This window comes from Pseudomonas sp. B6(2017) (assembly GCF_002112765.1).
GTDB classification, from domain to species: domain Bacteria; phylum Pseudomonadota; class Gammaproteobacteria; order Pseudomonadales; family Pseudomonadaceae; genus Aquipseudomonas; species Aquipseudomonas piscis.
Genome location: NZ_NEIQ01000001.1, coordinates 582865 through 606798 on the forward strand (window position 1 = coordinate 582865; position 23934 = coordinate 606798).

Below are 23934 nucleotides of genomic sequence, written 5' to 3' on the forward strand. Positions count from 1 at the left end.
CGTCGCTGGCCTTGCGGTCGAACGCAGCGGCCCGCATAGGGTCTGCTGGAATGGTTGTGGATGTTTTCAGGGTGACTGATCGATGTATCACGGAGAAAGACTCAACGCCTGGACCCACCTCTTGGGGGCGGTCGCGGCGTTTATCGGCGGTATCTGGCTGGTGGTGCTGGCCAGCCTCGACGGCAGCCCGTGGAAGATCGTCGGGGTGGCGATCTATGCCTTCACCTTACTGGTGCTCTATAGCGTGTCCACGGTCTACCACAGCGTGCGCGGGCGGGCGAAGAACATCATGCAGAAGGTCGATCACTTCTCGATCTACCTGCTGATCGCCGGCAGCTATACGCCGTTCTGCCTGGTGACCTTGCGCGGGCCCTGGGGCTGGACCCTGTTCGGCATCGTCTGGGGCCTGGCCTTGATCGGCATCCTGCAGGAGATCAAGCCGCGCTCCGAAGCGCGGGTCCTGTCCATCGTGATCTACGCGGTGATGGGCTGGATCGTGCTGGTGGCGGTCAAGCCGCTGCTGGCGGCCCTGGGACCGGCGGGTTTCACCTGGCTGGCGGCGGGCGGGGTGCTGTACACCGTGGGGATCATCTTCTTCGCGCTCGACAACCGCCTGCGCCACGCCCACGGCATCTGGCACCTGTTCGTCATCGCCGGCAGCCTGCTGCACTTCGTCGCCATCCTGTTCTATGTGTTGTGATCGGCGCGCGCCTCATCGTTCCGCGCGGGTAGCCTTGTTCCTGCAGGTACGGTGATCCCTGTGTGGGAGCGAAGCTGGCTTGCGATGAGGTCCTGACCGGCCGCCTCAGTCGGCGGCCATCAACCGATCCAGTTGCTCCTGGGCCTGCCCGCCAAAGATCTCCAGCAAGCTGCTCAAGGTATGGGGCGGCGGTTCGGCGGCCCGGCTCACGGCATACAGGGTGATGGGCAGCGACGGGCTCAGGGGGCGGATCGCGGTGCTGGCCGAGGAGGCGCCCAGGGCGGTGAAAGGATCGATCAGCGCCAGGCCGGCGCCGGATTCCACCATGGCCCGGGCCAGGGAGTAGGTCTGCACCGCGATGCTCACCCGTGGCGGTGGTTCCACGGCCTTGAGATAACCATCGAGCCGGGCCGATAGCGGGTCGGCGCTGCTCAGGCCGATCAGCGGTGCGTCCGCCAGCTCTTGCAGCGCCAGGGGCTGGCCCAGGCTGCCATCGGGCCAATAGCCGCGTGGGGCCAGGGCCACCAGCACGCCCTGGGCCAGGGCCTGGTCGTTCAGGCCGGGGTGATCCGGCCGTTGCAGGGTCAGGGCCACATCGATTTCGCGCATCAGCAGGTTCTGCACCAGTTCGCGGCTGTGGGCGCTGGACAGCTCGCAGAGGCTGTCCGGGTAGCGCCGGGTCCATTCGCTGATGGCCGGCGGCAGCAAGGCCAGGGCCAGGGCCGGGGTGGCGCCGATGCGCAGGCTGTGGCCCGGCGCCCGGCGCAGGTTCTGGGCCAGGCGCCGCACGCCCTGCAGACTCTCGCTGACCTTGTCCACTTCCCGTTCCAGCTCCAGGGCTTCCGGGGTCGGTTGCAGCTTGCCGCGTACCCGCAGGAACAGCGGGAAACCCAGCTGCAGCTCGGCGTGCTGCAATATCTTGGTCACCGCCGGCTGCGAGACGTGCAGCAGTTGCGCGGCACCGCTGATGGAGCCGGTCTGGCGGATAGCCTGGAAGATCTCGATATGGCGAAGGCGCATGGCAAGTCCATAACCTTTGTTTATGGGTGGTCCATCTTTATTCATTGTCCGGCGCCTGTCACCTGCCCCTAACCTTGGGCCATCGAACATCAGCTCAGGGGCAGTCATGGGTCAGCGGGTTTGCATCATCGGTGGTGGCGTCATCGGCCTGGCCAGCGCCTATGCCCTGGTCCGCCAGGGCCTGGAGGTGACCCTGGTGGAAGCCCAGGACAGCCTGGGCAGCCAGACCAGCTTCGCCAACGGCGGCCAGCTGTCCTATCGCTACGTGGCGCCGCTGGCCGATGCCGGCGTGCCCTGGCAGGCCCTGGGCTGGATGCTCAAGGGCGATTCGCCGCTGCGCCTGCGGCCACGCCTGGACCCGGCGCAGTGGCGCTGGCTGGCGGGGTTCCTGGGGGCTTGCCGGCACTCGGTGAACCAGCGCAATGGCGCCCATTTGCTGCGCCTGGCGCTGCTCAGCCAGGAGACCCTCAAGACCTGGCGCGAAGCCGACGGCCTGACGGACTTCGACTGGCGGCGCAACGGCAAGCTGGTGACCTTCCGTGACGCCGGCAGTTTCGAGCACGCCCGGCACAACCTGTCCGACCCGCGCCAGCAGCAGGTGCTGACGGGGGCCGAATGCGCCAGCCTGGAGCCGGCCCTGGGCGATGCGCCCTTCATCGGTGGCATCTATACCCCGGACGAAGAGGTGGCCGACTGTCATGCCTTCTGCCAGCAGCTGGCGGCGCGCCTGCAGGCGTCCGGGCGTTGCGAGATCCTCCTCGGGCAGCGAGTGCGCGGCATCCGGCACCAGGGCGCCCAGGTACAGGCCATCGACCTGGGCGAGCGCCAGCTGGCGGTGGACCACCTGGTGCTGGCTGCCGGGCACCGCAGCCCCGAGTTGCAGCTGCCCGGGCTCAAGTTGCCGCTGTACCCGCTCAAGGGCTACAGCCTCAGCGCGCCCATCGGCCCGCAGCACCGAGCGCCGGAAATCAGCATCACCGACTACAACCGCAAGATCGTCTACGCGCGGATCGGCCAACAGCTACGGGTGGCGGCCATGGTCGATATCGTCGGCTTCGACCCGGCCCCGGACCCCGGGCGCCTGGGCCTGCTGCGGCGCCAGGCGGCGCAGACCTTCGCCCATGCCGGCGATTACCAGGCCGCCGTGGAATGGGCTGGCATGCGCCCGGCGACCCCCAGCGGCGTGCCGCTGGTGGGAGGCACCGCCTACCGCAACCTGTGGCTCAACCTCGGCCATGGCGCGCTGGGTTTCACCCTGGCCTGTGGCAGCGGCCAGTTGCTGGGCGAACTGATCGGCCAGCGTCCCACCAGTATCGACATGCAGGGCCTGGCGCCACGCGCCGCCTGAGTCATCACCAGGAGTGTTTCCAATGAGTATCCAGCGTCTGCATAGCAACAACCGCCTGAGTGGCGCCGTGACCTTCGCCGGACTGGTGTTCCTTTCCGGCCAGGTGCCGGGGGCCAGCCAGGACATCGCCGGGCAGACCCGCGAGGTCCTGGAGAAGATCGATGCACTGCTGGCCGAGGTCGGCAGCGACAAGGACCACCTGCTCAACGCCACCATCTACCTCAAGGACATCCAGGCGGATTTCGCCGGCATGAACGAGGTGTGGTCGGCCTGGCTGTCCCCCGGACAGGCACCGGCGCGCACCACTTTGCAGGCGGCCCTGGCGCGCCCGGAAATCCTCGTCGAAATCAGTATCATCGCCACCCGTCGCTGAAGCGCCTTCAACCCCAACGGAGAATAACAATGCACAAGATCACGTTGCTCGGCTGCACCCTGGGCCTGCTGTTCAGCGCCATGGCCCAGGCCAATGAGGCACCCCTGGAGGGAACCCTGGCCAAGATCGCCAACAGCGCCAGTATTACCTTGGGTTATCGCGATGCCTCGGTGCCGTTTTCCTACGTGGGGGACAACAGCGGCAAGCCCATGGGTTATTCCGTGGAGCTGGCGGGCAAGGTGGTGGAGCGCATCCAGCAGCAGCTGCAGCTGCCCAAGCTGGCGGTGAAGTACAACCTGGTGACCTCCCAGACCCGCATCCCGCTGGTGCAGAACGGCACCGTGGACCTGGAGTGCGGCTCCACCGGGGTGATGGCCGAGCGCCAGAAGCAGGTGGCCTTCTCCTATGGCTTCATCTACGTCAAGGGCCAGTTGCTGACCGCCAAGGACAGCGGGATCAAGAGCTTCGCCGACCTGCGGGGCAAGAACGTGGTGACCACCGCCGGCACCACCAACGAGCGCTTTCTCAAGAGCTACAACGTCGAGCACAAGATCGATATGTTCGTGATCAGCGCCAAGGACCACGGCGAAGCCTTCCAGATGCTCCAGTCGGGGCGCGCGGCGGCGTTCTACATGGACGATGCGCTGCTCTACGGCGAACGGGCCAAGGCCCGTGATCCGCACAACTGGATCGTGGTGGGCGAGGAGCAGTCGCGGGAGATCTACAGCTGCATGGTGCGCAAGGACGACCCGCAGTTCCTGGCCCTGGTCAACACCGCCCTGGCGGACCTGTATCGCTCCGGCGAGATCAACGGGATCTACCAGCGCTGGTTCGAGCAGCCGATCCCGCCCAAGGGGCTGAACCTGGAATTCCCCATGACCAGCGAGCTGAAGGCGATCATCGCCAAGCCCACCAGCGATCCGGTGCAGTAAACGCCGTCCCGCGGCCTGCCGGCTGTTGTAGGAGCCAGGCTTGCCGGCGATGGGCGCCACGGTGTGCCAGGCAAAGGCGGAGACGGGCTAGAAGTCGCCCCAGAGCTGCTGGGCCACGGCCAGGGCCACCACCGGCGCGGTTTCCGTACGCAGTACCCGTGGACCCAGGCGCGCCGGCAGGAAACCGGCGCCCTGGGCCTGTTCGACTTCGGCGTCGGACAGGCCGCCCTCGGGGCCGATCAGGAAGGCCAGGCTCCCCGGGCGGGCGTGGCTTTCCAGTGGCTGGGCCACCGGGTGCAGCACCAGCTTGAGGTCGGCGGCGGTCTGCTTGAGCCAGTCCGCCAGCAACAGTGGCGGGTGGATCACCGGGACCTTGGAGCGCCCGCACTGCTCGCAGGCGCTGATGGCCACCTGGCGCCAATGCAGCAGGCGCTTGTCGGCCCGTTCATCCTTGAGGCGCACCTCGCAGCGCTCGCTGAAGATCGGGGTGATCTGGTCGACACCCAGCTCGGTGGCTTTCTGGATCGCCCAATCCATGCGTTCGCCACGGGACAGGCCCTGGCCCAGGTGGATGCGCAGCGGCGACTCGGGCTGGCCGGCGAAGCTCTCGTCGAGGCTGATCCGCACGCGCTTCTTGCCCACCTCCACCAGGGTGCCGCGAAACTCCTGCCCCGAACCGTCGAACACCTGCAACGCATCGCCCTCGGCCATGCGCAGTACCCGTGCGATGTAGTGGGCCTGGGCTTCGGGCAGCTCGTGCTCGCCAAGGCTCAGGGGGGTGTCGATAAAGAAGCGGGACAATCTCATCTGCGGTCTCTGTTGAAGTCGGATCGATGGGGGGTGCGGGTGCGTGGCCTATGCGGCCACGCTCGGGCGGGCCTCAGCCCGGATCGCGAAAACCCGGGTGGAAGTCCTTGGGCACCGCCATGCTGACGCTGTCCCGGGTGGCGATGTCGATGCCTTCGCTGGCCACTTCGGCGAGGAAGTCGATCTGCTCCGGGGTGATCACATAGGGCGGCAGGAAATACACCACGCTGCCCAGCGGACGCAGCAGGGCGCCACGGCTCAGGGCGTGCTCGAAGACCTTCAGGCCACGGCGTTCCTGCCAGGGATAGGCGGCCTTGCTGGCCTTGTCCTGGACCATCTCGATGGCCAGCGCCATGCCGGTCTGGCGGATCTCGGCGACGTGGGCGTGGTCGGCCAGGTGTGCGGTGGCGCTGGCCATGCGCGCGGCCAGGGCCTGGTTGGCCTGGATCACGTTGTCCTGTTCGAAGATATCCAGGGTCGCCAGCGCCGCGGCACAGGCCAGCGGGTTGCCGGTGTAGCTGTGGGAGTGGAGGAAGGCCCGCAGGGTCGGGTAGTCGTCGTAGAACGCCTGGTACACCTTGTTGGTGGTCAGGCAGGCGGCCAGGGGCAGGTAGCCGCCGGTCAGGGCCTTGGACAGGCACAGGAAGTCCGGGCGGATGCCGGCTTGCTCGCAGGCGAACATGGTGCCGGTGCGGCCAAAACCCACGGCGATCTCGTCGTGGATCAGGTGCACGTCGTAGCGATCGCAGGCCTCGCGCAGCAGCTTGAGGTACACCGGGTGGTACATGCGCATGCCGCCAGCGCCTTGGATCAGCGGCTCGACGATCACTGCCGAGATCGTCTCGTGGTGTTCGGCCAGGGTCTGTTCCATGGCGGCGAACATGTTGCGCGAGTGTTCTTCCCAGCCCATGCCTTCGGGGCGGTGGTAGCAGTCGGGGCTGGGCACCTTGATGGTGTCCAGCAGCAGGGCCTTGTAGGTCTCGGTGAACAGCGGCACGTCGCCCACCGACATGGCGGCGATGGTCTCGCCGTGGTAGCTGTTGGTCAGGGTGACGAAGCGCTTCTTCGCCGGTTTGCCGGTGTTCTGCCAGTAGTGGAAGCTCATCTTCAGCGCCACTTCGATGCACGACGAGCCGTTGTCGGCGTAGAACACCCGGTCCAGCCCGGCGGGGGTCATGGCCACCAGGCGTTCGGACAGCTCGATCACCGGCTGGTGGCTGAAGCCGGCCAGGATCACATGCTCCAGCTGGTCGACCTGGTCCTTGATGCGCTGGTTGATGCGCGGGTTGGCGTGGCCGAACACGTTGACCCACCAGGAACTGACCGCATCCAGGTAGCGCTTGCCCTCGAAATCTTCCAGCCAGACACCTTCACCCCGCCGGATCGGGATCAACGGCAGTTGTTCGTGGTCTTTCATCTGGGTGCAGGGATGCCACAACACCGCGAGATCGCGTTGCATCCACTGGTTATTCAGGCCCATGTAAAGTCTCCTGGAGGTGCTCGCAAAAAGGCGCGGGCAAACGATCGGGCAAGCCTATGCAATGCATGGCCGTGGGACAACCTATTGTGCGAGGTGGCGCCGCAGGGGTGGCGCACCCTGGGCAAAGACGCCGGGGAAGGAGGTCAAGGCACTGGGATGGGGGACCGGACCGCAGAGGAACTAGAGGGACTTAATCTTTACTTAACTCGCTCGGTACAGACTATCGATCGTATTTCTCGATATTTCAAAGCGAAAATTTCCGCTTTAATTCGATAGGTAAATCGATAGTCTTGGCCAGCGTTTCTTACAGGATGCAACACAATGCAGTTACGTAATTCTTCTTCGCGCTACGGCTGGGTAAGCATTGTTCTGCACTGGGGCGTGGCCCTGGCGGTATTCGGACTGTTTGCCCTGGGCCTGTGGATGGTCGGCCTGGACTACTACAGCACCTGGCGCAAAGACGCGCCGGACCTGCACAAGAGCATTGGCCTGACGCTGTTTGCGATCATGCTGCTGCGGGTGCTGTGGCGGTTCGTCAGCCCACCGCCGCCGGCCCCGGCCAATCATGGCCGCCTGACCCGACTGAGCGCCAAGCTGGGACATGCGTTCCTCTACCTGGGCCTGTTCGCGGTGATGATCGCCGGTTACCTGATCTCCACCGCAGATGGCGTGGGTATCCCGGTATTCGGCTTGTTCGAAGTTCCTGCCCTGGTATCCGGACTGCCGGACCAGGCAGATGTGGCAGGTGTGGTGCATTTGTACCTGGCCTGGGTGCTGGTAGTCTTTGCCGGCATCCATGGACTGGCTGCATTGAAGCACCACTTTATCGATCGTGATGCGACCCTCACCCGTATGCTGGGCCGCAAAGCCTGATGTTCAACCTTGACTCGAAAGGAATAGAAAGCATGTTGAAAAAGACTCTCGCCGCTCTGGCAATCGGATCTGCTGTATTGGCGGCCGGTCAGGTAATGGCAGCGGACTACGTGATCGACAAAGAAGGCCAGCACGCCTTCGTCGACTTCAAGATCAGCCACCTGGGCTACAGCTTCATCACCGGTACCTTCAAGGACCTGGACGGCAAGTTCAGCTTCGATGCGGCCAAGCCGGAAGACGCCAAGATCGAAGTCAACGTGCGCACCGCCAGCGTGTTCACCAACCACGCCGAGCGTGACAAGCACATCACCAGCAAGGACTTCCTGGACGCTGGCAAGTTTGCCGACGCCAAGTTCGTCTCCACCAGCGTCAAGCCAACCGGCAAGAACGCCGATGGCAAGCTGACCGCTGACGTGGCCGGCGACCTGACCCTGCACGGCGTGACCAAGCCTGTAGTGGTCAAGGCCACCTTCCTGGGTGAAGGCAAGGATCCATGGGGCGGCTACCGCGCTGGCTTCGAAGGCACCACCAGCATCAATCGCCAGGACTTCGGCAAGATGATGGACCTGGGCCCGGCGTCCAACAATGTCGACCTGTACATCACCTTCGAAGGTGTGAAGGCCAAGTAATGCTTCGCCTGTAGCTGTTGCCGCCGTGGGCGCGACCGCACCCATGGCACGCACAAGAAAACGCCCCTGGCCCAAGAACCAGGGGCGTTTTCTTATGGTTGGCCGCAGTTTCCCGGACACCAGCAAAAACGCCCCGGATCTCAGGATCCGGGGCGTTTTGCATTACAGCTCGCTTAGCGGTTGCGCGTCAGCAGGGCCGGTTTTTCGCCCCGTGGGCGGCTTGGCAACTGCTCCAGTTGCTCAGGCGTCGGGAAACGATCGACCTTGGACTCCTTGTGCATGATCTTCGGCTGGTTGCTCCGTGGATTCTGCACTGCGGGTTCCTGGCGGCCTTGATCGTCACGGCCCGGACGGCGATTGCGCGACTCGTCGCGACGACCCTGGCCATCACGGGAAGCACCACTGCGCTGGCCGTTGCGTTTGGCCGGCGTGCCACCGTTGCTGTTGCTGGCTGCGCCACCACTGCGCGGGTTGCCATTGCGACCCTGGCCGCCGTTGCGCTGCCCACTGCCAGCAGTGCCTTGGCCCTGGCCCGGGGTTCCGGGGCGGCGGCCGCGACCTTGCTGGTTGCCCTTGTTCTGGTATGGGCTGACGTAGTCGGCGCGGTTGCCGAAGTTGTCCACGTCGTCATCGAGGAACTCGTCCGGCGCCCGTTCTGGGCGTGGGGCAGGTTGACGCTGTTCACGCGGCGCGGCGTTCTCGCGAGGCTTCTGCTCGCGAGCCTGGCGTTCGCCACGGGCCGGCTTGTCCTTGCCGCCCTTGTCCTTGCCCTTGTCCTTGCGACCACCGCCGCCACCGCCGCCGTTGGGGTTGTCGCCACGGGGTGCGCGGGCGTTGCGCGAGTTGCGGGTGTCCGGACGCTCGCGCACTTCCGGTTTCTCGGCTTCCACCGCGCTGGCATCGAAGCCCATCAGGTCGCCGTCGGCGATCTTCTGCTTGGTCATGCGCTCGATGCTCTTGAGCAGCTTCTCTTCGTCGGGGGCTACCAGGGAGATGGCCTCGCCCGAACGACCGGCCCGGCCAGTACGGCCGATGCGGTGCACGTAGTCTTCATCGACGTTGGGCAGTTCGAAGTTGACCACATGGGGCAGTTGGTCGATGTCCAGGCCACGGGCGGCGATGTCGGTCGCCACCAGGATCCGTACTTCGCCGGCCTTGAAGTCGGCCAGGGCCTTGGTACGGGCGTTCTGGCTCTTGTTGCCGTGGATCGCCATGGCGCTCAGGCCATGTTTGTCCAGGTATTCGGCCAGGCGGTTGGCACCGTGCTTGGTGCGGGTGAACACCAGGACCTGTTCCCAGGCGCCAGCGGTGATCAGGTGCGCCAGCAGCGCGCGCTTGTGGCTGGCCGGCAGGCGGAACACCCGCTGCTCGATGCGCTCCACCGTGGTGTTCGGCGGGGTGACCTCGATGCGCTCGGGGTCGTGCAGCAGCTTGCTGGCCAGGTCCGTGATGTCCTTGGAGAAGGTCGCGGAGAACAGCAGGTTCTGGCGCTTGGCCGGGAGGCGGGCGAGGACCTTCTTGACGTCATGGACGAAGCCCATGTCGAGCATGCGGTCGGCTTCGTCCAGGACCAGGATTTCCACGTGGGACAGGTCGATGCTGCCCTGGCCGGCCAGGTCCAGCAGGCGGCCGGGGCAGGCCACCAGCACGTCGACGCCACGGGCCATGGCCTGGACCTGCGGGTTCATGCCGACGCCGCCGAAGATGCAGGCGCTGACGAACTTCAGGTCGCGGGCGTACAGCTTGAAGCTGTCGTGCACCTGCGCGGCCAGTTCGCGAGTCGGGGTCAGGACCAGGACGCGAGGCTGGCGCGGGCCGTGACGCTGGGATTTGTCCGGATGACCATTGGGAAACAGCCGCTCCAGGATCGGGAGGGCGAAACCGCCGGTTTTACCAGTACCTGTCTGTGCCGCGACCATCAGATCGCGACCTTGCAACACGGCGGGAATGGCCCGCTGTTGCACCGGAGTAGGCTGGGTATAGCCGGCTGCTTCGATAGCGCCGACTAAAGCCTCGGAGAGACCGAGGGAAGCAAAGGACATGAGTAATCCTGTTTTAGTGAGGGCTTGGCCCAAAGGGATGATCTTGCCGGGCGCGAATGGCGTTCAAGAGGACGCAATCCCGTCCGGTCCTGCTGGCCTGGGAAAACATCCACCAAGGGCTCGCGCGGGCCGGTCGGCTGCGCCGTAGCGGGGTGGAGGTGCCTTGAACAGGGTCCAGCGTCCGGGCGTGAGCCTGGCGGGAGGCCGGAGTATAACAGAGCATTCAGTGTGCGCTGCTTTCCTGCTGCTCAACGGTTTTTTCTGATTCACGGGTCGAAGACGACCTGACAGGCGGCAGGGTGGGTTCCGCCCCGTACCTGGCGCTCAGCGCGGCATAGGCCGGTTCGCGCTTGAAACGCTTGAGTTCTGCGGCGAAGCGCTGCACCAGCAGGTCCATGCCAGCCTGGCGGCGTACTGCCAGGTATTGCTGCTGGCGGCTGATGACCAGGGGGTTCTGGCTGATCTGGTCGCGGATGCCGAGGGTGTCCAGCAGATGCTGGCCGACCCGTTTGTCGGTGATCAGCAGGTCGATCCGGCCCAACAGCAATTTGCCGAAATTGGCCTCGTGGGTGGGGGCGGGTTCGCGATTGAACAGCGTGGAGTTGCTGAAGTCTTCGCTGTACAGGTAGCCAGGGGAGGTGCCGATGGTCAGGCCCTTGAGCTCGTCCAGATGCTTGAACGGATGGGGCCGGCGGTTGGCGTAGAACATCACGAACTCGACTTCCGATAGCGCCTCGCTGGGGTAGAGCAGGGTGCTGTCGCGCTCGTCGCTGTGGAAGATATCCAGGGCGCCGTCGGCCTGGCCGGTTTCCAGCATCGCCAGGCAGCGCTTCCAGGGCAGGAATTGCCACTGCACCTCGATGCCCAGGCGTTGAAAGACGATGGCGGTGGTCTCGTAGTCCAGTCCCAGGGACTTGCCGTTTTCCTCGTAGACATAGGGGGCCCAGGGTTCGGTGACGATGCGCAGCGTCTCGCCATGGGCGGCGAGGCTCAGGCAAGCGCAGAGAAGGGCTGTCAGCAACCGGGCAATGACGGACATTGCTGGAGAGTACGCCGAGAGATCATGCAAATGCTAGGGGCAGTTCCAGGCGCTCTAGATCAGGCCTGGCGCGGGTAGGGAGGCCCCAGTTGGCACCGGGGCCGGTGTTGCCTTGCCGGTCAGCGCGCCAGCTTCAGGTTGTTCCAGATCGCCAGGCTCGGTTCCGCCTGGTTCAGGGTGTAGAAGTGCAGCCCTGGGGCGCCGCCTTGCAGCAGGCGTTCGCACATCTCGCTGATGACCTGTGTACCGAAGGCCTGGATGCTGGCGCTGTCGTCACCATAGGCTTCCAGTTGCTTGCGGATCCAGCGTGGGATCTCGGCGCCACAGGCGTCGGAGAAGCGCGCCAGCTTGCTGTAGTTGGTGATCGGCATGATGCCCGGCACGATCGGGATGTTCACGCCCAGTTTCTGCACGCGCTCGACGAAGTAGAAGTAGCTGTCGGCGTTGAAGAAGTACTGGGTGATCGCGCTGTCGGCACCGGCGTTGGCCTTGCGTACGAAGTTCTGCAGGTCATCCTCGAAATTGCGCGCTTGCGGGTGCATTTCCGGGTAGGCGGCGACTTCGATGTGGAAATGGCTTCCGGCTTCTTCACGAATGAAGTTCACCAGGTCATTGGCGTGACGCAGTTCGCCGCTGGCCATGCCCATGCCCGAAGGCAGGTCGCCGCGCAGGGCGACGATACGCTTGATGCCGGCTGCCTGGTATTGCTGCAGCAGGCCGCGCAGGTCGTCCTTGCTGTCGCCGACGCAGGACAGGTGCGGTGCCGAAGGGACTTTCACTTCGCTCTCCAGCTGCAGCACGGTGTTGACCGTACGATCACGGGTCGAGCCGCCGGCGCCGTAGGTGCAGGAGAAGAAATCGGGATTGCAGCTGGCCAGCTGGCGAGCAGTGGCGAGCAGTTTTTCATGCCCAGCATCGGTCTTGGTGGGGAAGAACTCGAAGCTGTAACGACGGTCTTGGGACATGGAGGAAACCTCCAGCTACAAGCCGCAAGCTTGCAGGCTGCAAGAGAAGCGGAGGTGCGCTCGTCTCTTGTGCCTGGAGCCTGGAGCCTGAGGCTGTTTTGGCAAATTGGGGCGAAGCCGCGAGCTTCGTGCGGCAAGGTCGGCTTTTGGCCTTTACTTGCCGCTTGAAGCTCAAGGCTTGCAGATGCTCTTAGTACCGGTAAGCGTGCGGCTTGAACGGGCCTTCGACGGTCACGCCGATGTAGTCGGCCTGTTGCTTGGTCAGTTGAGTGACCACGCCACCGAAGCCGCGGACCATTTCCAGGGCCACTTCTTCGTCGAGTTTCTTGGGCAGCACTTCAACGGTCAGGCGCTCGGCTTTCTGGGCTGGCGACAGGTCGGCGTACTTCTGGCCGAACAGGAAGATCTGGGCCAGGACCTGGTTGGCGAACGAACCGTCCATGATGCGGCTTGGGTGACCGGTGGCGTTGCCCAGGTTCACCAGGCGGCCTTCGGCCAGCAGGATCAGGTAGTCGTCGTTCTGCGGGTCGAAATCGCCGTGGCCGGTACGGTGGATCTTGTGTACCTGAGGCTTCACTTCTTCCCATGCCCAGTTCTTGCGCATGAAGGCGGTGTCGATTTCGTTGTCGAAGTGACCGATGTTGCAGACCACGGCGCGCTTTTTCAGGGCCTTGAGCATGTTGGCGTCGCAAACATTGACGTTGCCGGTGGTGGTCACGATCAGGTCGATCTTGCCCAGCAGGTCCTTGTTGATGCTCGCTTCGGTACCGTCGTTGATACCGTCGATGAACGGCGAGACCAGCTCGAAACCGTCCATGCAGGCCTGCATGGCGCAGATCGGGTCGACTTCGGTGACCTTGACGATCATGCCTTCCTGGCGCAGCGACTGGGCCGAGCCCTTGCCCACGTCACCGTAGCCGATCACCAGGGCTTGCTTGCCGGACAGCAGGTGGTCGGTACCACGCTTGATGGCGTCGTTCAGGCTGTGACGGCAGCCGTACTTGTTGTCGTTCTTGCTCTTGGTCACCGAGTCGTTGACGTTGATCGCAGGAACCTTCAGCTCGCCCTTGGCCAGCATGTCCAGCAGGCGGTGCACGCCAGTGGTGGTTTCTTCGGTCACGCCGTGGACGCGTTCCAGGACGGCAGGGTATTTCTTGTGCAGCAGTTCGGTCAGGTCACCGCCGTCGTCGAGGATCATGTTGGCGTCCCAAGGCTTGCCGTCCTTGAGGATGGTTTGCTCCAGGCACCACTCGTACTCTTGCTCGGTCTCGCCTTTCCAGGCGAAGACCGGGATGCCGGCGGCGGCGATGGAAGCAGCGGCCTGGTCCTGGGTCGAGAAGATGTTGCAGGACGACCAGCGAACCTCGGCGCCCAGGGCAACCAGGGTCTCGATCAGTACGGCGGTCTGGATGGTCATGTGGATGCAGCCGAGGATCTTCGCGCCCTTGAGCGGTTGTTCGGCCAGGTACTTGCGACGCAGACCCATCAGGGCTGGCATTTCCGATTCAGCGATGATGGTTTCGCGGCGGCCCCAGGCAGCCAGGGAAATGTCGGCGACTTTGTAATCGGTAAAATCTGCAGGCGTGTTGACAGCGCTCATGAAGAGCCTCCATTCGTAATGTGCGAATGGGCGCCGTTGTGCGTTTAGTGTCCGTATGGGAAGTCCCGTACCGACAACGCCCCATCCGAGCCTGACAGGCCGAGCCTGCTGCAGCGCCCCTCGGACAGGTGGCGGGAAAACGGTATCAAGGGTCGATGACCGTTTCGAAACGGTGGCGATTATAGCGACCTGAGCCAGACTTCCCAAAGTGTTTCTGTCGCCCGGATGAAGTTCCTCAATCGAGACCATAGTCGAGGTTATATAGAGCGAGGTGGCCTGGTCTGCGATCATGCCGGGCATCAAATGGCAGGACGGTCAGGAGTGAACATGAATTTCCACACCCGCAAGTGGGTAAAACCCGAAGACCTCAACCCCAATGGCACGCTGTTCGGCGGCAGCCTGCTGCGCTGGATCGACGAAGAAGCGGCGATCTACGCCATCGTCCAGCTGGGCAACCAGCGCGTGGTCACCAAGTACATTTCGGAAATCAACTTCGTCAGCGCCTCGCGCCAGGGCGACATCATCGAACTGGGCATCACCGCCACCGAGTTCGGGCGAACCTCTATCACCCTGACTTGCGAAGTGCGCAACAAGATCACCCGCAAGTCGATCCTCACGGTGGAGAAAATGGTCTTCGTCAACCTGGGAGAGGACGGCTTGCCGGCCCCCCACGGTCGCACCGAGATCAAGTACGTCAAGGATCAGTTCAAGGACGACGAGCTCGGCGCCTGAGCCGGCTCGGGCGTACGCGGCAGGCAGATTGGCCTGCCGCGTGCGACGGCCCGTGGATCAGTGGGCTTCGGCCTTGCCTGCCGGCGCCTCGTTGGTGACGTGGCGCACCAGCTTGCCGATGGTCAGGCCCTGCAGCAGGATCGACGACAACACCACGATGTAGGTGATGCTCAGCACCAGGTCCCGCTCCGGCCCCAGGGGCAGGGCCAGGGCCAGCGCCACCGAGACGCCGCCGCGCAGGCCGCCCCAGGTCAGCACGCGGATAGTGCCCCGGGGCACGCTGCGCCAGCGGCGCAACAGCAGGATCGCCGGGGCCACGGTAAGCAGGCGCGAGGCCACGATGGCCAACGCCAAAAGGCTGGCCGCCGCCAGGTGCAGCCAGTTGAATGGCAGCAGCAACAGCTCCAGGCCGATCAGGGCGAACAGCAGCGCGTTGAGCATGTCGTCGAGCAATTCCCAGAAACCATCCAGGTAGCGCCGGGTCATGTCGTTCATCGCCAGGTTGCGTCCCAGGTTACCGATGATCAGGCCCGCCACCACCATCGCGATGGGTGCCGAGACATGGATCTCGCTGGCCATGGCCGACCCACCGATCACCAGGGCCAGGGTCAGCATCACTTCGATCTGGTGCTGCTCGATGCTCTTGATCATCAGGTACACCAGGTAGCCGATCAGGCCGCCGAACAGCACGCCGCCAATGGCCTCATGCACGAACAGCCAGGCAGTGGCGCCTACGGTGGGGGTTTCGCCCAGTTGCGCGATGCCCAGCAGCACGGTGAACACCACGACCGCCGTACCGTCGTTGAACAGCGATTCGCCGACGATGGTGGTCTTCAACGGCTTGGAGGCATTGGCGGTACGCAGCACGCCCAGCACCGCGATCGGATCGGTTGGCGAGATCAGCGCGCCGAACAGCAGGCAGTAGAGGAAGCTCACGTGCCAGCCGAACAGGCCGAAGATCCAGTAGGCCAGGCTGCCGATGACGAAGGTGGCGATCAGCACCCCGACCGTCGCCAGCAGGCCGATGGGCCAGCGATAGCTGCGCAGGTCGTTGAGGTTGACGTGCAGGGCGCCGGCGAACAGCAGGAACGACAGCATCCAGTTCATCAGCAGGTCGCCGAAGTCGATCTTGCCGATCAGTTCTTCGACATGTTCTTCCAGGCCGGGGTAGCCCAGGTAGGTCAGCCCCTGCAGCAGCAGGGAGAACAGCAGGGCGGTGACCATCACGCCAATGGTCGGTGGCAGGCCGATGAAACGGAAATTGACGTAGGTCAGCAGGGTCGTCAGGCAGATAAAGGCAGCGACAAGTTCAAGCATCCGGACTCCTTTGGATGATCGTGGAAAACAGCCTGAAGTCGTTCAGGCCAAGGGTTTGATGTCCCGGTGCCATCCAGGGGCACAGTGGTCGACGAGGCAAGTTGCCATCAGGCATGGCGGTAATCGACACATTGACCACGCCGAAGCGACGATGTTGCAGGCCCGGGGACAAACTCGGACTCATGCCCATGCGGACGAACTCGCCGCCTACCCGGCCAAAAGTGCCGATGCTCCGTGCAACCGAGGCGGGCGGCATGCGAGGATCGCCGCTTCGCGATGATGTTCAGGCAGACAGGGAGGCGAGGTGCTGGCGACAACTCTGGTTCTGATGGCGGCACTGTTGCATGCGGCATGGAACACGCTGATCAAGTTCAGTGGCGAGCGCCTGCTGGTGGTGGCCTGCATGGACAGCGTGGCCTTGCTGTTCGTGGCCGGCATGCTGTTCTTCCTGCAATGGCCGCCCCAGGCACTCTGGCCCTGGATCTTCGCTTCCGCGGCTTTCGAACTCTTGTATCGCTACCTGTTGATCCAGGCTTACCGAGTGGGGGACCTGGGATTGGTCTACCCGCTGATGCGTGGCCTTTCGCCCCTGGTGGTGCTGGCGCTGACCCTGGGGTTCGGTGGCGAAGCCCTGAGCACCCAGCAGATCCTCGGCATCTTGCTGATTCCCTTCGGCATGCTGTGCCTGCTCTGGCAGGGCGGAGGCGGGGCGCGCCTGCCCTGGAGCATGCTGCCGGTGGTGGCCCTGATCGGCCTGTGCATCGGTTGCTACACCTTCATCGACGGCCAGGCCCTGCGCCGCTGGGCACATCCGTTGGACTACCTGACCTGGGTCACGCTGCTCAGCGCCTGGCCTTTTCCCCTGGTGGCGGTGGTCTGGAAGCGCCCGGCCTTCGCCCTGTTCTGGCGTGAACAATGGCGCCTGGGGCTGAGCGTCGGCTTCTGCGTGCTGTTCAGCTACGCTCTGGTGCTTTGGGCCATGCAGTTGGGCTCTATCGCCGAAGCGGCGGCCTTGCGTGAAATCAGTGTGATTCTGGTGGTGCTGTTCGGCATGCGCTACCTGAAGGAACCTTTCGGCCGGCCAAGGCTGATGGCCTGTGGCCTGGTGCTGATCGGCATGTTGGTGATGAAGCTGTGAGTACTCCCTAAAACTCTAAAAAAGGATTTACGTTATGACTGTCGCGTTCTGGTGTGTATTGATCGCAATCGCCCTGCCATACCTGTGCACCGCCATCGCCAAGGGCGCTGGCAACTACGGGCTCCGGCACAACCATGATCCACGGGGCTTCCTGAGTACCCTGGAGGGGCTGCCAAAGCGTGCGCATTGTGCACAGCTCAATGGCTTCGAGGTGACTCCGGCCTTCGCCGCCGCAGTGATCATTGCCCATGTGGCGGGCAACGCCGAGCTGGTGACCATCAACGTGCTGGCGGTGCTGTTCATCACCAGCCGCCTGCTGTACATGATCTGCTACCTGGCGGATTGGGCGGTGCTGCGTTCTTTGGTGTGGTTCGTGGGCATGGGGCTGATCGCCAGCTTCTTCTTCGTCTCGATCTGAAGTTGGCCAGGCTTGTCGACGCCCAGGTCGACAAGCCGGTTCCGGCTGGAGGCGTTACGGGGTATTGGCGACTTGCGGCACCTGGGGCAGCGGCATGTCCTTGGGCCAGAGCATCCAGATCTGGCCTGGTTGCTTCATATCGCCGGCCAGTTGCCCGGCTGCATCGCCAGTTCCCCAGAACAGGTCGGCGCGCACTTCCCCGGTGATCGCGCCGCCGGTGTCCTGGGCCGCAACCGGGCGTACCAGGCTGCTGCCGTCGGGGCGGGTGGTGGATAACCACAGCAGGCTGCCCAGGGGAATCACCTTGCGGTCCACGGCGACGCTGTAGCCCGAGGTCAGGGGGACGTTCAGCGAGCCGCGCGGCCCTTCGTTGCTGTCCGGGTTGCGGTTGAAGAACACATAGCTCGGGTTGCTGCCCAGCAGCTCGGGAATCCGCGCTGGGTGGGCCTTGGCCCAGGCAGCGATGGTGCCCATGGTCACTTCTTCCTTCTTCAGTTGGCCTTGCTCCACCAGCCAGCGACCGATAGGCCGGTACGGGTGGCCGTTCTGGTCGGCATAACCGATACGCAGTTGGCGACCATCGTCCAGCTGGATCCTGCCCGAACCCTGGATCTGCAGGAATTGCAGGTCCATGGGGTCGGTCAGCCAGGCGATCACCGGCGCCTTGACGCCCTGGGCCTCGATGGTCGCGGCATCGTCGTAGGGCTTGAGCACCCGACCTTCGAGCCGTCCTCGCAGGCGCTTGCCCTTGAGTTCGGGATAGAGGCTGTCCAGGGCGACCACGATCATGTCGTCCGGCACGCCATACACCGGTACATTGGCCGTCTTGGTCTGGGCCAGGCTGCCGGGATACACCGGCTCGTAGTAGCCCGTGATCAGGCCCGTGGTGCTGCCGCTGCCCGAGCGCAGGCCGTAGACCTGCAGGCGTTCCTTGAGAAAACCACGGATCGCCTCGGGGCTCTGGGGCACGTTGGCCGCGGCGGCGCAGGTGGCGCCCCACACCGGATCGGCCTTGAGCCGGGTGCAGGCGCTGCGCCAGGAGCCGAAGCCAGCCAGCAGATCGTTGTCGGCTACTGCGGGCAGCGCCTCCCAGGCGGCGCTGTTGTAGGTGGCCAGGGCGTGGGTCTGTGGCTGAGAGGGGGGCTGTTCAGTGTCGCCGCCGTTGCAACCGGCGAGCAGCGCCAGGGCCGGGACGGTCCAGAACCAGTGGCGGCACCAGCGGGGAAAACTCGGGTTCATGCTGTGTTTCCTTGGGGGACGTCCCGCATTCATGGCGGAGGACAACCCATATTATTAATAGGGCTATTGGTCTTTGTCCGGGAGGCGAGGATACTGGCCGCCGTTTTCCGTGACCTGACCTGAAGCCACCATGACGTTAAAAAGACTCTCTGTTGTATTGCTGGCCTGCCTCACGCTTTCCGCCTGCGGTGGGGTCGATCCCAATTCTCCCCTGGGCCAGCGCAAGGCGATCTTCAAGCAGATGCTCAAGACCGGCGAAGACCTGGGAGGCATGCTCCGCGGACGCATCCCGTTCGACGGTGCGCGTTTCGCCGAGGGCGCAGTGAAGCTCGACAACCTGTCCCACGAGCCCTGGAAGCACTTCCCTGCGGTCAAGGAAGAAGACCATACCAGCGCCACCGATGATGTCTGGCGCCGACAGGCACGCTTCCAGGAGCTGGCCCGGGCCCTGGAGGCAGCCACCGGTGAGCTGGTGGTCGCCAGCCAGGTCCAGCCCTACAAGGCCAGCAACCTTGGCCCGGCGGTGCAGAAGGTCGAGGACGCCTGTAGCGCCTGTCACAAAGAGTTTCGTAATCACTGATCCCGGCCGGGCAAAGCCCTGGCAGGGATGCCGGAGCTCCTCGTCATGTCGGGGGTAGTGGCCGACCTACTTGTCCAGATCGTCCAGGGCTTGCTGCAGTTCCTTGCGGGATTCGGCGAGCTTGTCCTTGCGCTTGTTGATCTTCTCCGAGTCGCCCTTCTTCATGGCCTTTTCCAGGTCGGCCTGGCGGCGGCTGACTTCGTGCTTGGCGTCGAGCACCTTGTTTTCCCGCTCTTTCTTCAGCGAGGCGTCGGTGCAATGGGTGGTGACTTCATTCAGGGCGCGTTCCAGGCCGGCCTGCTGATCGCTGTTGCCGTGAGCCTTGGCTTGTTCGATCTGGGTCATGATGGCCTGGCGCTTGGCGGCGCAGCCGGTCAGTTCGGGTGTTTGCTCGTTGGCCAACAGTGGCGCGCTCATCAAGCCGCATAGGGTCAGGGCTGTGAGCGAAGGAAAGATGTTCATTGACGGCTCCAGGTGAAAAAGATCAAAAAATAACCAATGAAGTAATACTGGGGCGTGCTGGAATGGGCTGTTGGAGCCCATTTCGGACCAGGTGGTTCAATACCCGCCCCAGGTGAGCGATTAAAAACCTTCGACGCCGGCGGCATTCAGGGTGGCACGCAAGGCCAGTACCTGCGGGTCGCGAAAGAACGCTGCCAGTCGCTCCGCGCGTTCCACCCCAACCTCGGCTTCTTGCTGCCAGTCCAGGCTGCTCTTGAGTGCCAGCGCCTGCCATGCCCCGCCCAGGTCGGCCGCGCCACTGGGCGGCAAGCCCAGGGCCTTCAGCCAAAGTGCGAAGGGTCGCCGCCTGGCGTTGTGCAGGCTTTCGAGCAGGCGTGCGCTGCTGCGTTCGCCGAAGCCGGCCATGTTAACAAGCTCTGCCTGGTCGAGGGTCAACCAATCCAGCAGGCTCTTGATTCGCCCCGCTTGCATCAGGCGTACCCAGGTTTGCTCGCCGACATGCTCCAGATCCAGGGCCTGCTTGCCACTGAGCCAGGTCAGGCGCGCCAGGAACTGGCTTTCGCATCCGGGGGAGGGTTGCCAGCAGCTCAGCGCGTGGAAGTCGCTCTGCACCGGCGCCTGGAGCGGTGCACGCTGCGGTGCCCTGAGGGCCACGCCATCCAGGCGGGGAATGGTCAGGCCGGCGAGACTGACGGCCACCTGGTCGCCGGGGAGGATGTCCAGCTCGCGCCAGCGGCGTAGCGAGCCAGCGCTGACCCGGCGGATCTGCCGATCGTCGAGAGTGACCGGTTCGATGTGCAGCAGTGGCGTGATGCGCCCGGTGCGACCGACGCGAAACTCTACCTCGCGGACATTGGCCAAGGCCTGGATGTAGGGGTACTTCCAGGCGGCGATCCAGTGCGGATTCCGAGCTTGCCATCGTTCGGCCGCGGGGCGTCGGCCCAGGCGCAGGATGATTCCGTCGCTGGCGAACGGCAGCGCCGAGCGGTACCAGTGTTCGCGCCAATGCCGGGCCGCGTCGAAGTTGGCGATCCTGCGGCTGTATTCGCGGCCTTCGGTAAAACCCAGCTTGGCCAACTGCTCCAGGCGTTCATCCATCGCCTGTGGCCCTTGTGGCCAATCCCAGACGAACAAGCCGATTTGTGCCGCGGCATCGGGCTCCAGGTGTTTGCGGGCCATCCAGCCCGCCACTCGGCTACGGGCATTGCGGCTGCCGGCCCGGGCCTGCACGTGGCCCTCCAGGCGCTGGTACAGCTCACCCTGGAGCAACAGGTCCACGGGCTGCGGTAATTGTTGGGGAATGGCCGGGATCTGCCGGGCCACGCTGCTCCAGTCGTGGCCCAGCAGGCCATCGCCCCGACTCAGTGCCTGGTGCAAGCGGCCCTTGCGGTAGATCAGGCTCACGGCCACGCCGTCGATCTTGGGCTGCACCCAGACTTCCCGACGGTTGCGCAACCAGAGTCGCACGGCGTCGGCGCCCGGGAGCTTTTCCACACCGGTATGGGCCACCGGGTGAGCGATATTGCCGCGGGCAGTGGCTAGCGGACGGGCTCTGGCCTGGGGCACGAGTGGGAAGCAGCCTTGCAGCGTATCCAGGCGCTGGCGGGCCTGATCGTAGAGTTCATCGGCCACCAACGCCTGGCCGTCCCGGTGATAGCTGGTATCCCAGCGCTGGAGCTGTTGGTGCAGGGTGGTGATTTCCACGTCGGCCCGGGTTGCCGGCCAGTCCGGGCAATGGGCCTGGGCCGACAGCGGGATGAAGATCGTCAGCAGGAGCAGTCTTGGCAGCATGGCGAGCGTCCTTGCCCGGAAAGGTCATGCTCAAAGGTTAGGTGTGGTGACGCGGGGCGGGCGTGGCAGGTGTTTGCCGGTTGTTTCGCGGTCGGTCCGACAGGTGGTCCGGACGGCGACTTTGCTTGTAAGGCAGGGAATATAGAGGCAGGAGGGAGAAATCCGTGGGTACAAAAAAGCCCCGCCAGCATAGCCGGGCGGGGCCTTGGTGAGGCGGGAAGGCTTACAGGCCGGCGGCGGCGCGCAGGGCCTCGGCGCGGTCGGTTTTTTCCCAGGTGAAGGTGGAGAAGGTGTCTTCGCCCACGGTCTTGGTTTCCGGAGTGCGGCCGAAGTGGCCGTAGGCTGCGGTTTCCTGGTACATCGGGTGCAGCAGGTCGAGCATGGTGGTGATCGCGTAAGGACGCAGGTCGAAGTGCTCGCGTACCAGCTTGATGATCTTGTCATCGCTGATCTTGCCGGTGCCGAAGGTGTTCAGCGAGATCGAAGTCGGCTGGGCGACGCCGATGGCGTAGGACACCTGGATCTCGCAACGCTCGGCCAGGCCGGCGGCGACGATGTTCTTGGCCACGTAGCGACCGGCGTAGGCTGCCGAACGGTCGACCTTGGATGGGTCCTTGCCGGAGAACGCGCCGCCGCCGTGGCGAGCCATGCCGCCGTAGCTGTCGACGATGATCTTGCGGCCGGTCAGGCCACAGTCGCCCACTGGGCCGCCGATGATGAACTGGCCGGTCGGGTTGATGTGGAACTGGGTGTCCTTGTGCAGCAGCTCGGCTGGCAGCACGTGCTTGACGATCAGTTCCATCACGCCTTCGCGCAGGTCGTTGTAGGAGACTTCCGGGTTGTGCTGGGTCGACAGCACCACCGCGTCGATGCCGACCACGATGCCGTTTTCATAGCGGCAGGTGACCTGGGACTTGGCGTCCGGGCGTAGCCATGGCAGCAGGCCCGATTTGCGGGCTTCGGCCTGGCGCTGCACCAGCTGGTGGGAGAATGCGATCGGGGCTGGCATCAGTGCCGGGGTTTCGTTGCTGGCATAGCCGAACATCAGGCCCTGGTCACCGGCGCCCTGGTCTTCAGGCTTGGCGCGGTCGACGCCCTGGTTGATGTCAGGGGACTGCTTGCCGATGATGTTCATCACGCCGCAGGTGGCGCCGTCGAAGCCGACGTCGGAGCTGGTGTAGCCGATGTCGCAGATGACGTCGCGGACGATCTGCTCCAGGTCGACCCAGGCGCTGGTGGTCACTTCGCCGGCAACGATGGCAACGCCAGTCTTGACCAGGGTTTCAACCGCTACGCGGGCGTGCTTGTCCTGGGTAATGATGGCGTCCAGCACCGCATCGGAAATCTGGTCAGCGATTTTATCCGGATGCCCTTCGGACACGGACTCGGAGGTGAAAAGGGAGTATTCGCTCATCTCGACGGTTTCCTAAATTTACCGATGGTGAGTGTCGCCAGCCGGTCGCTGAAAATGGCGGACCTGGATCTGGAAACCATTACGTAAGCCTACATAGAGGCTTTCCCCGGGAGTCAGTCCCGCAGCGGTGGCCCAACGGGCCAGATCATCTTGCTCGAACCCCAGCCAGAGATCGCCACAGGCGTCTTTGGCCCAGCTCTGGTTATGGCTGCACAAGTCTGTCACCAGCAGGCTACCGCCTGCCTGCAATAATTGCCCCAACTGCTTGAGTGCCTCGGCTGGCGCCGCGAAATGGTGCAGGACCATGTTCAGCACCACGCAGTCGGCCTTGAGTGGCATGCCCTTCAAGGCATCGGCCAGTTGCAGGCTGACGTTAGCCAGCGCTTCGCGTTCGCACAACTGGCGAGCCAGCTCCAGCATCGCCGGGCTGTTGTCCAGGGCTGTCACCTGGGCAAAGCGCCGGGCCAGTTCGGGGAGGAATCCGCCGTCGCCGGGGCCGACCTCGATGGCTGTGGCTTCTGGCTTGAAGCTCAATTTGTCCAATAGTGCCAACACGCTTTCGCGGTACTGCGCCAGTCCTGCGATCAGGTCCTGTTGGGCGCGGAATTTCTCCGCCACCCGGGAAAAGAAGTCTTCGCTGGCAGCGGCCCGTTGTCCGTGGACCAGGCCGATCCGCGACTGGACTTCGACCGGCAAGGGCAATTGGTCGACCTCGTCCAGCAACGCCACATGCAACTTGCCGCCCAGCAGTTCGGTGTGGGGCAAGGCGCGGCGGTAGAAGATCGCATTGCCTTCGCGGCGCGTGGCCACCAGCCCGGCCTGGGCCAGGACCTTCAGGTGATGGCTCATGCCCGACTGGCCGATGGCGAAGATCTGCGCCAGCTCCAGCACGCCGAAGGAGTCGTTGCTCAGGGCACGCAATACGTTCAGCCGTAACGGATCGCCGCCGGCTTTGCACAGGGCGGCCAGGTCGTCGCAATCGTCATGGCGAATGTTGGATGCATGCAGGTTCATGGGAGCGCAGTCTAGTGGTGC

At 64.2% G+C, this 23934-nt stretch carries 23 protein-coding genes and 1 riboswitch; of the genes, 10 read left to right on the top strand and 13 right to left on the bottom strand.

The genetic code is table 11. The annotated features are described in order from the left end of the window. Nucleotides 1-82 precede the first annotated feature (82 nt). Nucleotides 83-700 (top strand): hemolysin III family protein, encoded by a 618-nt coding sequence (locus CAG11_RS02830; RefSeq protein ID WP_031320660.1) that lies wholly within the window; start codon nucleotides 83-85, stop codon nucleotides 698-700. 105 nt (nucleotides 701-805) lie between these two features. Here CAG11_RS02830 and CAG11_RS02835 read toward each other — a convergent pair whose 3' ends face one another. Continuing rightward, nucleotides 806-1720, bottom strand: coding sequence for a LysR family transcriptional regulator (locus CAG11_RS02835; protein ID WP_085594492.1), 915 nt, complete (start codon nucleotides 1718-1720; stop codon nucleotides 806-808). A gap of 106 nt (nucleotides 1721-1826) precedes the next feature. On the opposite strand from CAG11_RS02835, the gene CAG11_RS02840 reads away from it, so the two are divergent. The 3 genes from CAG11_RS02840 to CAG11_RS02850 are packed head-to-tail and all read left to right on the top strand — an operon-like array spanning nucleotide 1827 to nucleotide 4373. Further along, nucleotides 1827-3068: a D-amino acid dehydrogenase gene (locus CAG11_RS02840; RefSeq protein WP_085594493.1), complete on the top strand. Its 1242-nt coding sequence runs from the start codon at nucleotides 1827-1829 to the stop codon at nucleotides 3066-3068. 22 nt (nucleotides 3069-3090) lie between these two features. Next, the gene (locus CAG11_RS02845; protein ID WP_085594495.1) at nucleotides 3091-3441 is read left to right on the top strand and encodes a RidA family protein; all 351 of its coding nucleotides are present in this window, start codon (nucleotides 3091-3093) and stop codon (nucleotides 3439-3441) included. A 29-nt stretch (nucleotides 3442-3470) separates the two neighbouring features. After that, entirely contained in the window at nucleotides 3471-4373 is a 903-nt protein-coding gene (locus CAG11_RS02850) for a transporter substrate-binding domain-containing protein (protein ID WP_085594497.1), read from the top strand. Nucleotides 4374-4460: 87 nt separating this feature from the next. Here CAG11_RS02850 and CAG11_RS02855 read toward each other — a convergent pair whose 3' ends face one another. Continuing rightward, nucleotides 4461-5180, bottom strand: coding sequence for a 16S rRNA (uracil(1498)-N(3))-methyltransferase (locus CAG11_RS02855; protein ID WP_085594499.1), 720 nt, complete (start codon nucleotides 5178-5180; stop codon nucleotides 4461-4463). A 73-nt stretch (nucleotides 5181-5253) separates the two neighbouring features. Continuing rightward, the gene (locus CAG11_RS02860) at nucleotides 5254-6660 is read right to left on the bottom strand and encodes an adenosylmethionine--8-amino-7-oxononanoate transaminase (RefSeq protein ID WP_085594501.1); all 1407 of its coding nucleotides are present in this window, start codon (nucleotides 6658-6660) and stop codon (nucleotides 5254-5256) included. Nucleotides 6661-6981: 321 nt separating this feature from the next. Between CAG11_RS02860 and CAG11_RS02865 the strand changes: the two genes are divergently transcribed. Together CAG11_RS02865 and CAG11_RS02870 are read left to right on the top strand one after the other, a co-directional pair. After that, nucleotides 6982-7533: a cytochrome b gene (locus CAG11_RS02865; RefSeq protein WP_085594503.1), complete on the top strand. Its 552-nt coding sequence runs from the start codon at nucleotides 6982-6984 to the stop codon at nucleotides 7531-7533. 32 nt (nucleotides 7534-7565) lie between these two features. Then, nucleotides 7566-8162, top strand: a complete 597-nt coding sequence (locus CAG11_RS02870; protein WP_031320659.1) for a YceI family protein — start codon at nucleotides 7566-7568, stop codon at nucleotides 8160-8162. Nucleotides 8163-8335: 173 nt separating this feature from the next. Here the strand turns inward: CAG11_RS02870 and CAG11_RS02875 are convergent, their stop codons facing one another. The 4 genes from CAG11_RS02875 to ahcY form a co-directional block, all read right to left on the bottom strand. Continuing rightward, complete coding sequence (locus CAG11_RS02875) at nucleotides 8336-10204, bottom strand: DEAD/DEAH box helicase (RefSeq protein WP_085594505.1); 1869 nt, start codon at nucleotides 10202-10204, stop codon at nucleotides 8336-8338. A 223-nt stretch (nucleotides 10205-10427) separates the two neighbouring features. Then, a complete protein-coding gene (locus CAG11_RS02880; RefSeq protein WP_085594507.1) occupies nucleotides 10428-11243 on the bottom strand; it encodes an ABC transporter substrate-binding protein in 816 nt (271 codons plus the stop codon). Nucleotides 11244-11362: 119 nt separating this feature from the next. Beyond that, nucleotides 11363-12208: a methylenetetrahydrofolate reductase [NAD(P)H] gene (gene metF, locus CAG11_RS02885; protein ID WP_085594509.1), complete on the bottom strand. Its 846-nt coding sequence runs from the start codon at nucleotides 12206-12208 to the stop codon at nucleotides 11363-11365. Between the two features lie 190 nt (nucleotides 12209-12398). Continuing rightward, nucleotides 12399-13808: an adenosylhomocysteinase gene (ahcY, locus tag CAG11_RS02890; protein WP_085594511.1), complete on the bottom strand. Its 1410-nt coding sequence runs from the start codon at nucleotides 13806-13808 to the stop codon at nucleotides 12399-12401. A 21-nt stretch (nucleotides 13809-13829) separates the two neighbouring features. Further along, a riboswitch (S-adenosyl-L-homocysteine riboswitch) is annotated at nucleotides 13830-13936 on the bottom strand. Between the two features lie 199 nt (nucleotides 13937-14135). On the opposite strand from ahcY, the gene CAG11_RS02895 reads away from it, so the two are divergent. Further along, nucleotides 14136-14540 carry an acyl-CoA thioesterase gene (locus CAG11_RS02895; protein WP_085594513.1) on the top strand — a complete coding sequence of 135 codons (405 nt, stop codon included), beginning with the start codon at nucleotides 14136-14138 and terminating at the stop codon, nucleotides 14538-14540. Nucleotides 14541-14597: 57 nt separating this feature from the next. Here the strand turns inward: CAG11_RS02895 and CAG11_RS02900 are convergent, their stop codons facing one another. Then, a complete protein-coding gene (locus tag CAG11_RS02900) occupies nucleotides 14598-15857 on the bottom strand; it encodes a sodium:proton antiporter (RefSeq protein WP_085594515.1) in 1260 nt (419 codons plus the stop codon). A gap of 304 nt (nucleotides 15858-16161) precedes the next feature. Here CAG11_RS02900 and CAG11_RS02905 point away from each other — a divergent pair, with 304 nt between their 5' ends. Both CAG11_RS02905 and CAG11_RS02910 read left to right on the top strand, forming a co-directional pair. Continuing rightward, nucleotides 16162-16995, top strand: coding sequence for an EamA family transporter (locus tag CAG11_RS02905; protein ID WP_085594517.1), 834 nt, complete (start codon nucleotides 16162-16164; stop codon nucleotides 16993-16995). Between the two features lie 34 nt (nucleotides 16996-17029). Next, nucleotides 17030-17413, top strand: coding sequence for an MAPEG family protein (locus CAG11_RS02910; RefSeq protein ID WP_053133995.1), 384 nt, complete (start codon nucleotides 17030-17032; stop codon nucleotides 17411-17413). Nucleotides 17414-17467: 54 nt separating this feature from the next. Here CAG11_RS02910 and CAG11_RS02915 read toward each other — a convergent pair whose 3' ends face one another. After that, a complete protein-coding gene (locus CAG11_RS02915) occupies nucleotides 17468-18652 on the bottom strand; it encodes a murein transglycosylase A (RefSeq protein WP_085594519.1) in 1185 nt (394 codons plus the stop codon). A 130-nt stretch (nucleotides 18653-18782) separates the two neighbouring features. Between CAG11_RS02915 and CAG11_RS02920 the strand changes: the two genes are divergently transcribed. Continuing rightward, a complete protein-coding gene (locus CAG11_RS02920; protein WP_085594520.1) occupies nucleotides 18783-19232 on the top strand; it encodes a cytochrome c in 450 nt (149 codons plus the stop codon). 66 nt (nucleotides 19233-19298) lie between these two features. On the opposite strand, the gene CAG11_RS02925 is transcribed toward CAG11_RS02920, so the two are convergent. The 4 genes from CAG11_RS02925 to CAG11_RS02940 form a co-directional block, all read right to left on the bottom strand. After that, the gene (locus CAG11_RS02925; RefSeq protein ID WP_085594522.1) at nucleotides 19299-19694 is read right to left on the bottom strand and encodes a DUF1090 domain-containing protein; all 396 of its coding nucleotides are present in this window, start codon (nucleotides 19692-19694) and stop codon (nucleotides 19299-19301) included. Nucleotides 19695-19814: 120 nt separating this feature from the next. Then, nucleotides 19815-21485, bottom strand: a complete 1671-nt coding sequence (gene ligB / locus CAG11_RS02930) for an NAD-dependent DNA ligase LigB (protein ID WP_085594524.1) — start codon at nucleotides 21483-21485, stop codon at nucleotides 19815-19817. 223 nt (nucleotides 21486-21708) lie between these two features. Then, nucleotides 21709-22899: a methionine adenosyltransferase gene (gene metK / locus CAG11_RS02935; RefSeq protein ID WP_085594526.1), complete on the bottom strand. Its 1191-nt coding sequence runs from the start codon at nucleotides 22897-22899 to the stop codon at nucleotides 21709-21711. Between the two features lie 18 nt (nucleotides 22900-22917). Next, nucleotides 22918-23913, bottom strand: coding sequence for a metalloregulator ArsR/SmtB family transcription factor (locus CAG11_RS02940; RefSeq protein ID WP_085594528.1), 996 nt, complete (start codon nucleotides 23911-23913; stop codon nucleotides 22918-22920). Nucleotides 23914-23934: the final 21 nt, after the last annotated feature.

Excerpts from the sequence above, each read along its gene's own strand:
- CAG11_RS02860 (WP_085594501.1), bottom strand. The coding sequence starts at position 6,660 with ATGGGCCTGAATAACCAGTGGATGCAACGCGATCTCGCGGTGTTGTGG.
- CAG11_RS02925 (WP_085594522.1), bottom strand. The coding sequence starts at position 19,694 with ATGAACATCTTTCCTTCGCTCACAGCCCTGACCCTATGCGGCTTGATG.
- CAG11_RS02900 (WP_085594515.1), bottom strand. The coding sequence starts at position 15,857 with ATGCTTGAACTTGTCGCTGCCTTTATCTGCCTGACGACCCTGCTGACC.
- CAG11_RS02835 (WP_085594492.1), bottom strand. The coding sequence starts at position 1,720 with ATGCGCCTTCGCCATATCGAGATCTTCCAGGCTATCCGCCAGACCGGC.
- CAG11_RS02850 (WP_085594497.1), top strand. The coding sequence starts at position 3,471 with ATGCACAAGATCACGTTGCTCGGCTGCACCCTGGGCCTGCTGTTCAGC.
- CAG11_RS02855 (WP_085594499.1), bottom strand. The coding sequence starts at position 5,180 with ATGAGATTGTCCCGCTTCTTTATCGACACCCCCCTGAGCCTTGGCGAG.
- ahcY (WP_085594511.1), bottom strand. The coding sequence starts at position 13,808 with ATGAGCGCTGTCAACACGCCTGCAGATTTTACCGATTACAAAGTCGCC.
- metK (WP_085594526.1), bottom strand. The coding sequence starts at position 22,899 with ATGAGCGAATACTCCCTTTTCACCTCCGAGTCCGTGTCCGAAGGGCAT.
- CAG11_RS02915 (WP_085594519.1), bottom strand. The coding sequence starts at position 18,652 with ATGAACCCGAGTTTTCCCCGCTGGTGCCGCCACTGGTTCTGGACCGTC.
- CAG11_RS02880 (WP_085594507.1), bottom strand. The coding sequence starts at position 11,243 with ATGTCCGTCATTGCCCGGTTGCTGACAGCCCTTCTCTGCGCTTGCCTG.
- CAG11_RS02830 (WP_031320660.1), top strand. The coding sequence starts at position 83 with ATGTATCACGGAGAAAGACTCAACGCCTGGACCCACCTCTTGGGGGCG.
- CAG11_RS02870 (WP_031320659.1), top strand. The coding sequence starts at position 7,566 with ATGTTGAAAAAGACTCTCGCCGCTCTGGCAATCGGATCTGCTGTATTG.
- CAG11_RS02910 (WP_053133995.1), top strand. The coding sequence starts at position 17,030 with ATGACTGTCGCGTTCTGGTGTGTATTGATCGCAATCGCCCTGCCATAC.
- CAG11_RS02840 (WP_085594493.1), top strand. The coding sequence starts at position 1,827 with ATGGGTCAGCGGGTTTGCATCATCGGTGGTGGCGTCATCGGCCTGGCC.
- CAG11_RS02940 (WP_085594528.1), bottom strand. The coding sequence starts at position 23,913 with ATGAACCTGCATGCATCCAACATTCGCCATGACGATTGCGACGACCTG.
- CAG11_RS02865 (WP_085594503.1), top strand. The coding sequence starts at position 6,982 with ATGCAGTTACGTAATTCTTCTTCGCGCTACGGCTGGGTAAGCATTGTT.
- CAG11_RS02895 (WP_085594513.1), top strand. The coding sequence starts at position 14,136 with ATGAATTTCCACACCCGCAAGTGGGTAAAACCCGAAGACCTCAACCCC.
- ligB (WP_085594524.1), bottom strand. The coding sequence starts at position 21,485 with ATGCTGCCAAGACTGCTCCTGCTGACGATCTTCATCCCGCTGTCGGCC.
- CAG11_RS02920 (WP_085594520.1), top strand. The coding sequence starts at position 18,783 with ATGACGTTAAAAAGACTCTCTGTTGTATTGCTGGCCTGCCTCACGCTT.
- metF (WP_085594509.1), bottom strand. The coding sequence starts at position 12,208 with ATGTCCCAAGACCGTCGTTACAGCTTCGAGTTCTTCCCCACCAAGACC.
- CAG11_RS02845 (WP_085594495.1), top strand. The coding sequence starts at position 3,091 with ATGAGTATCCAGCGTCTGCATAGCAACAACCGCCTGAGTGGCGCCGTG.
- CAG11_RS02875 (WP_085594505.1), bottom strand. The coding sequence starts at position 10,204 with ATGTCCTTTGCTTCCCTCGGTCTCTCCGAGGCTTTAGTCGGCGCTATC.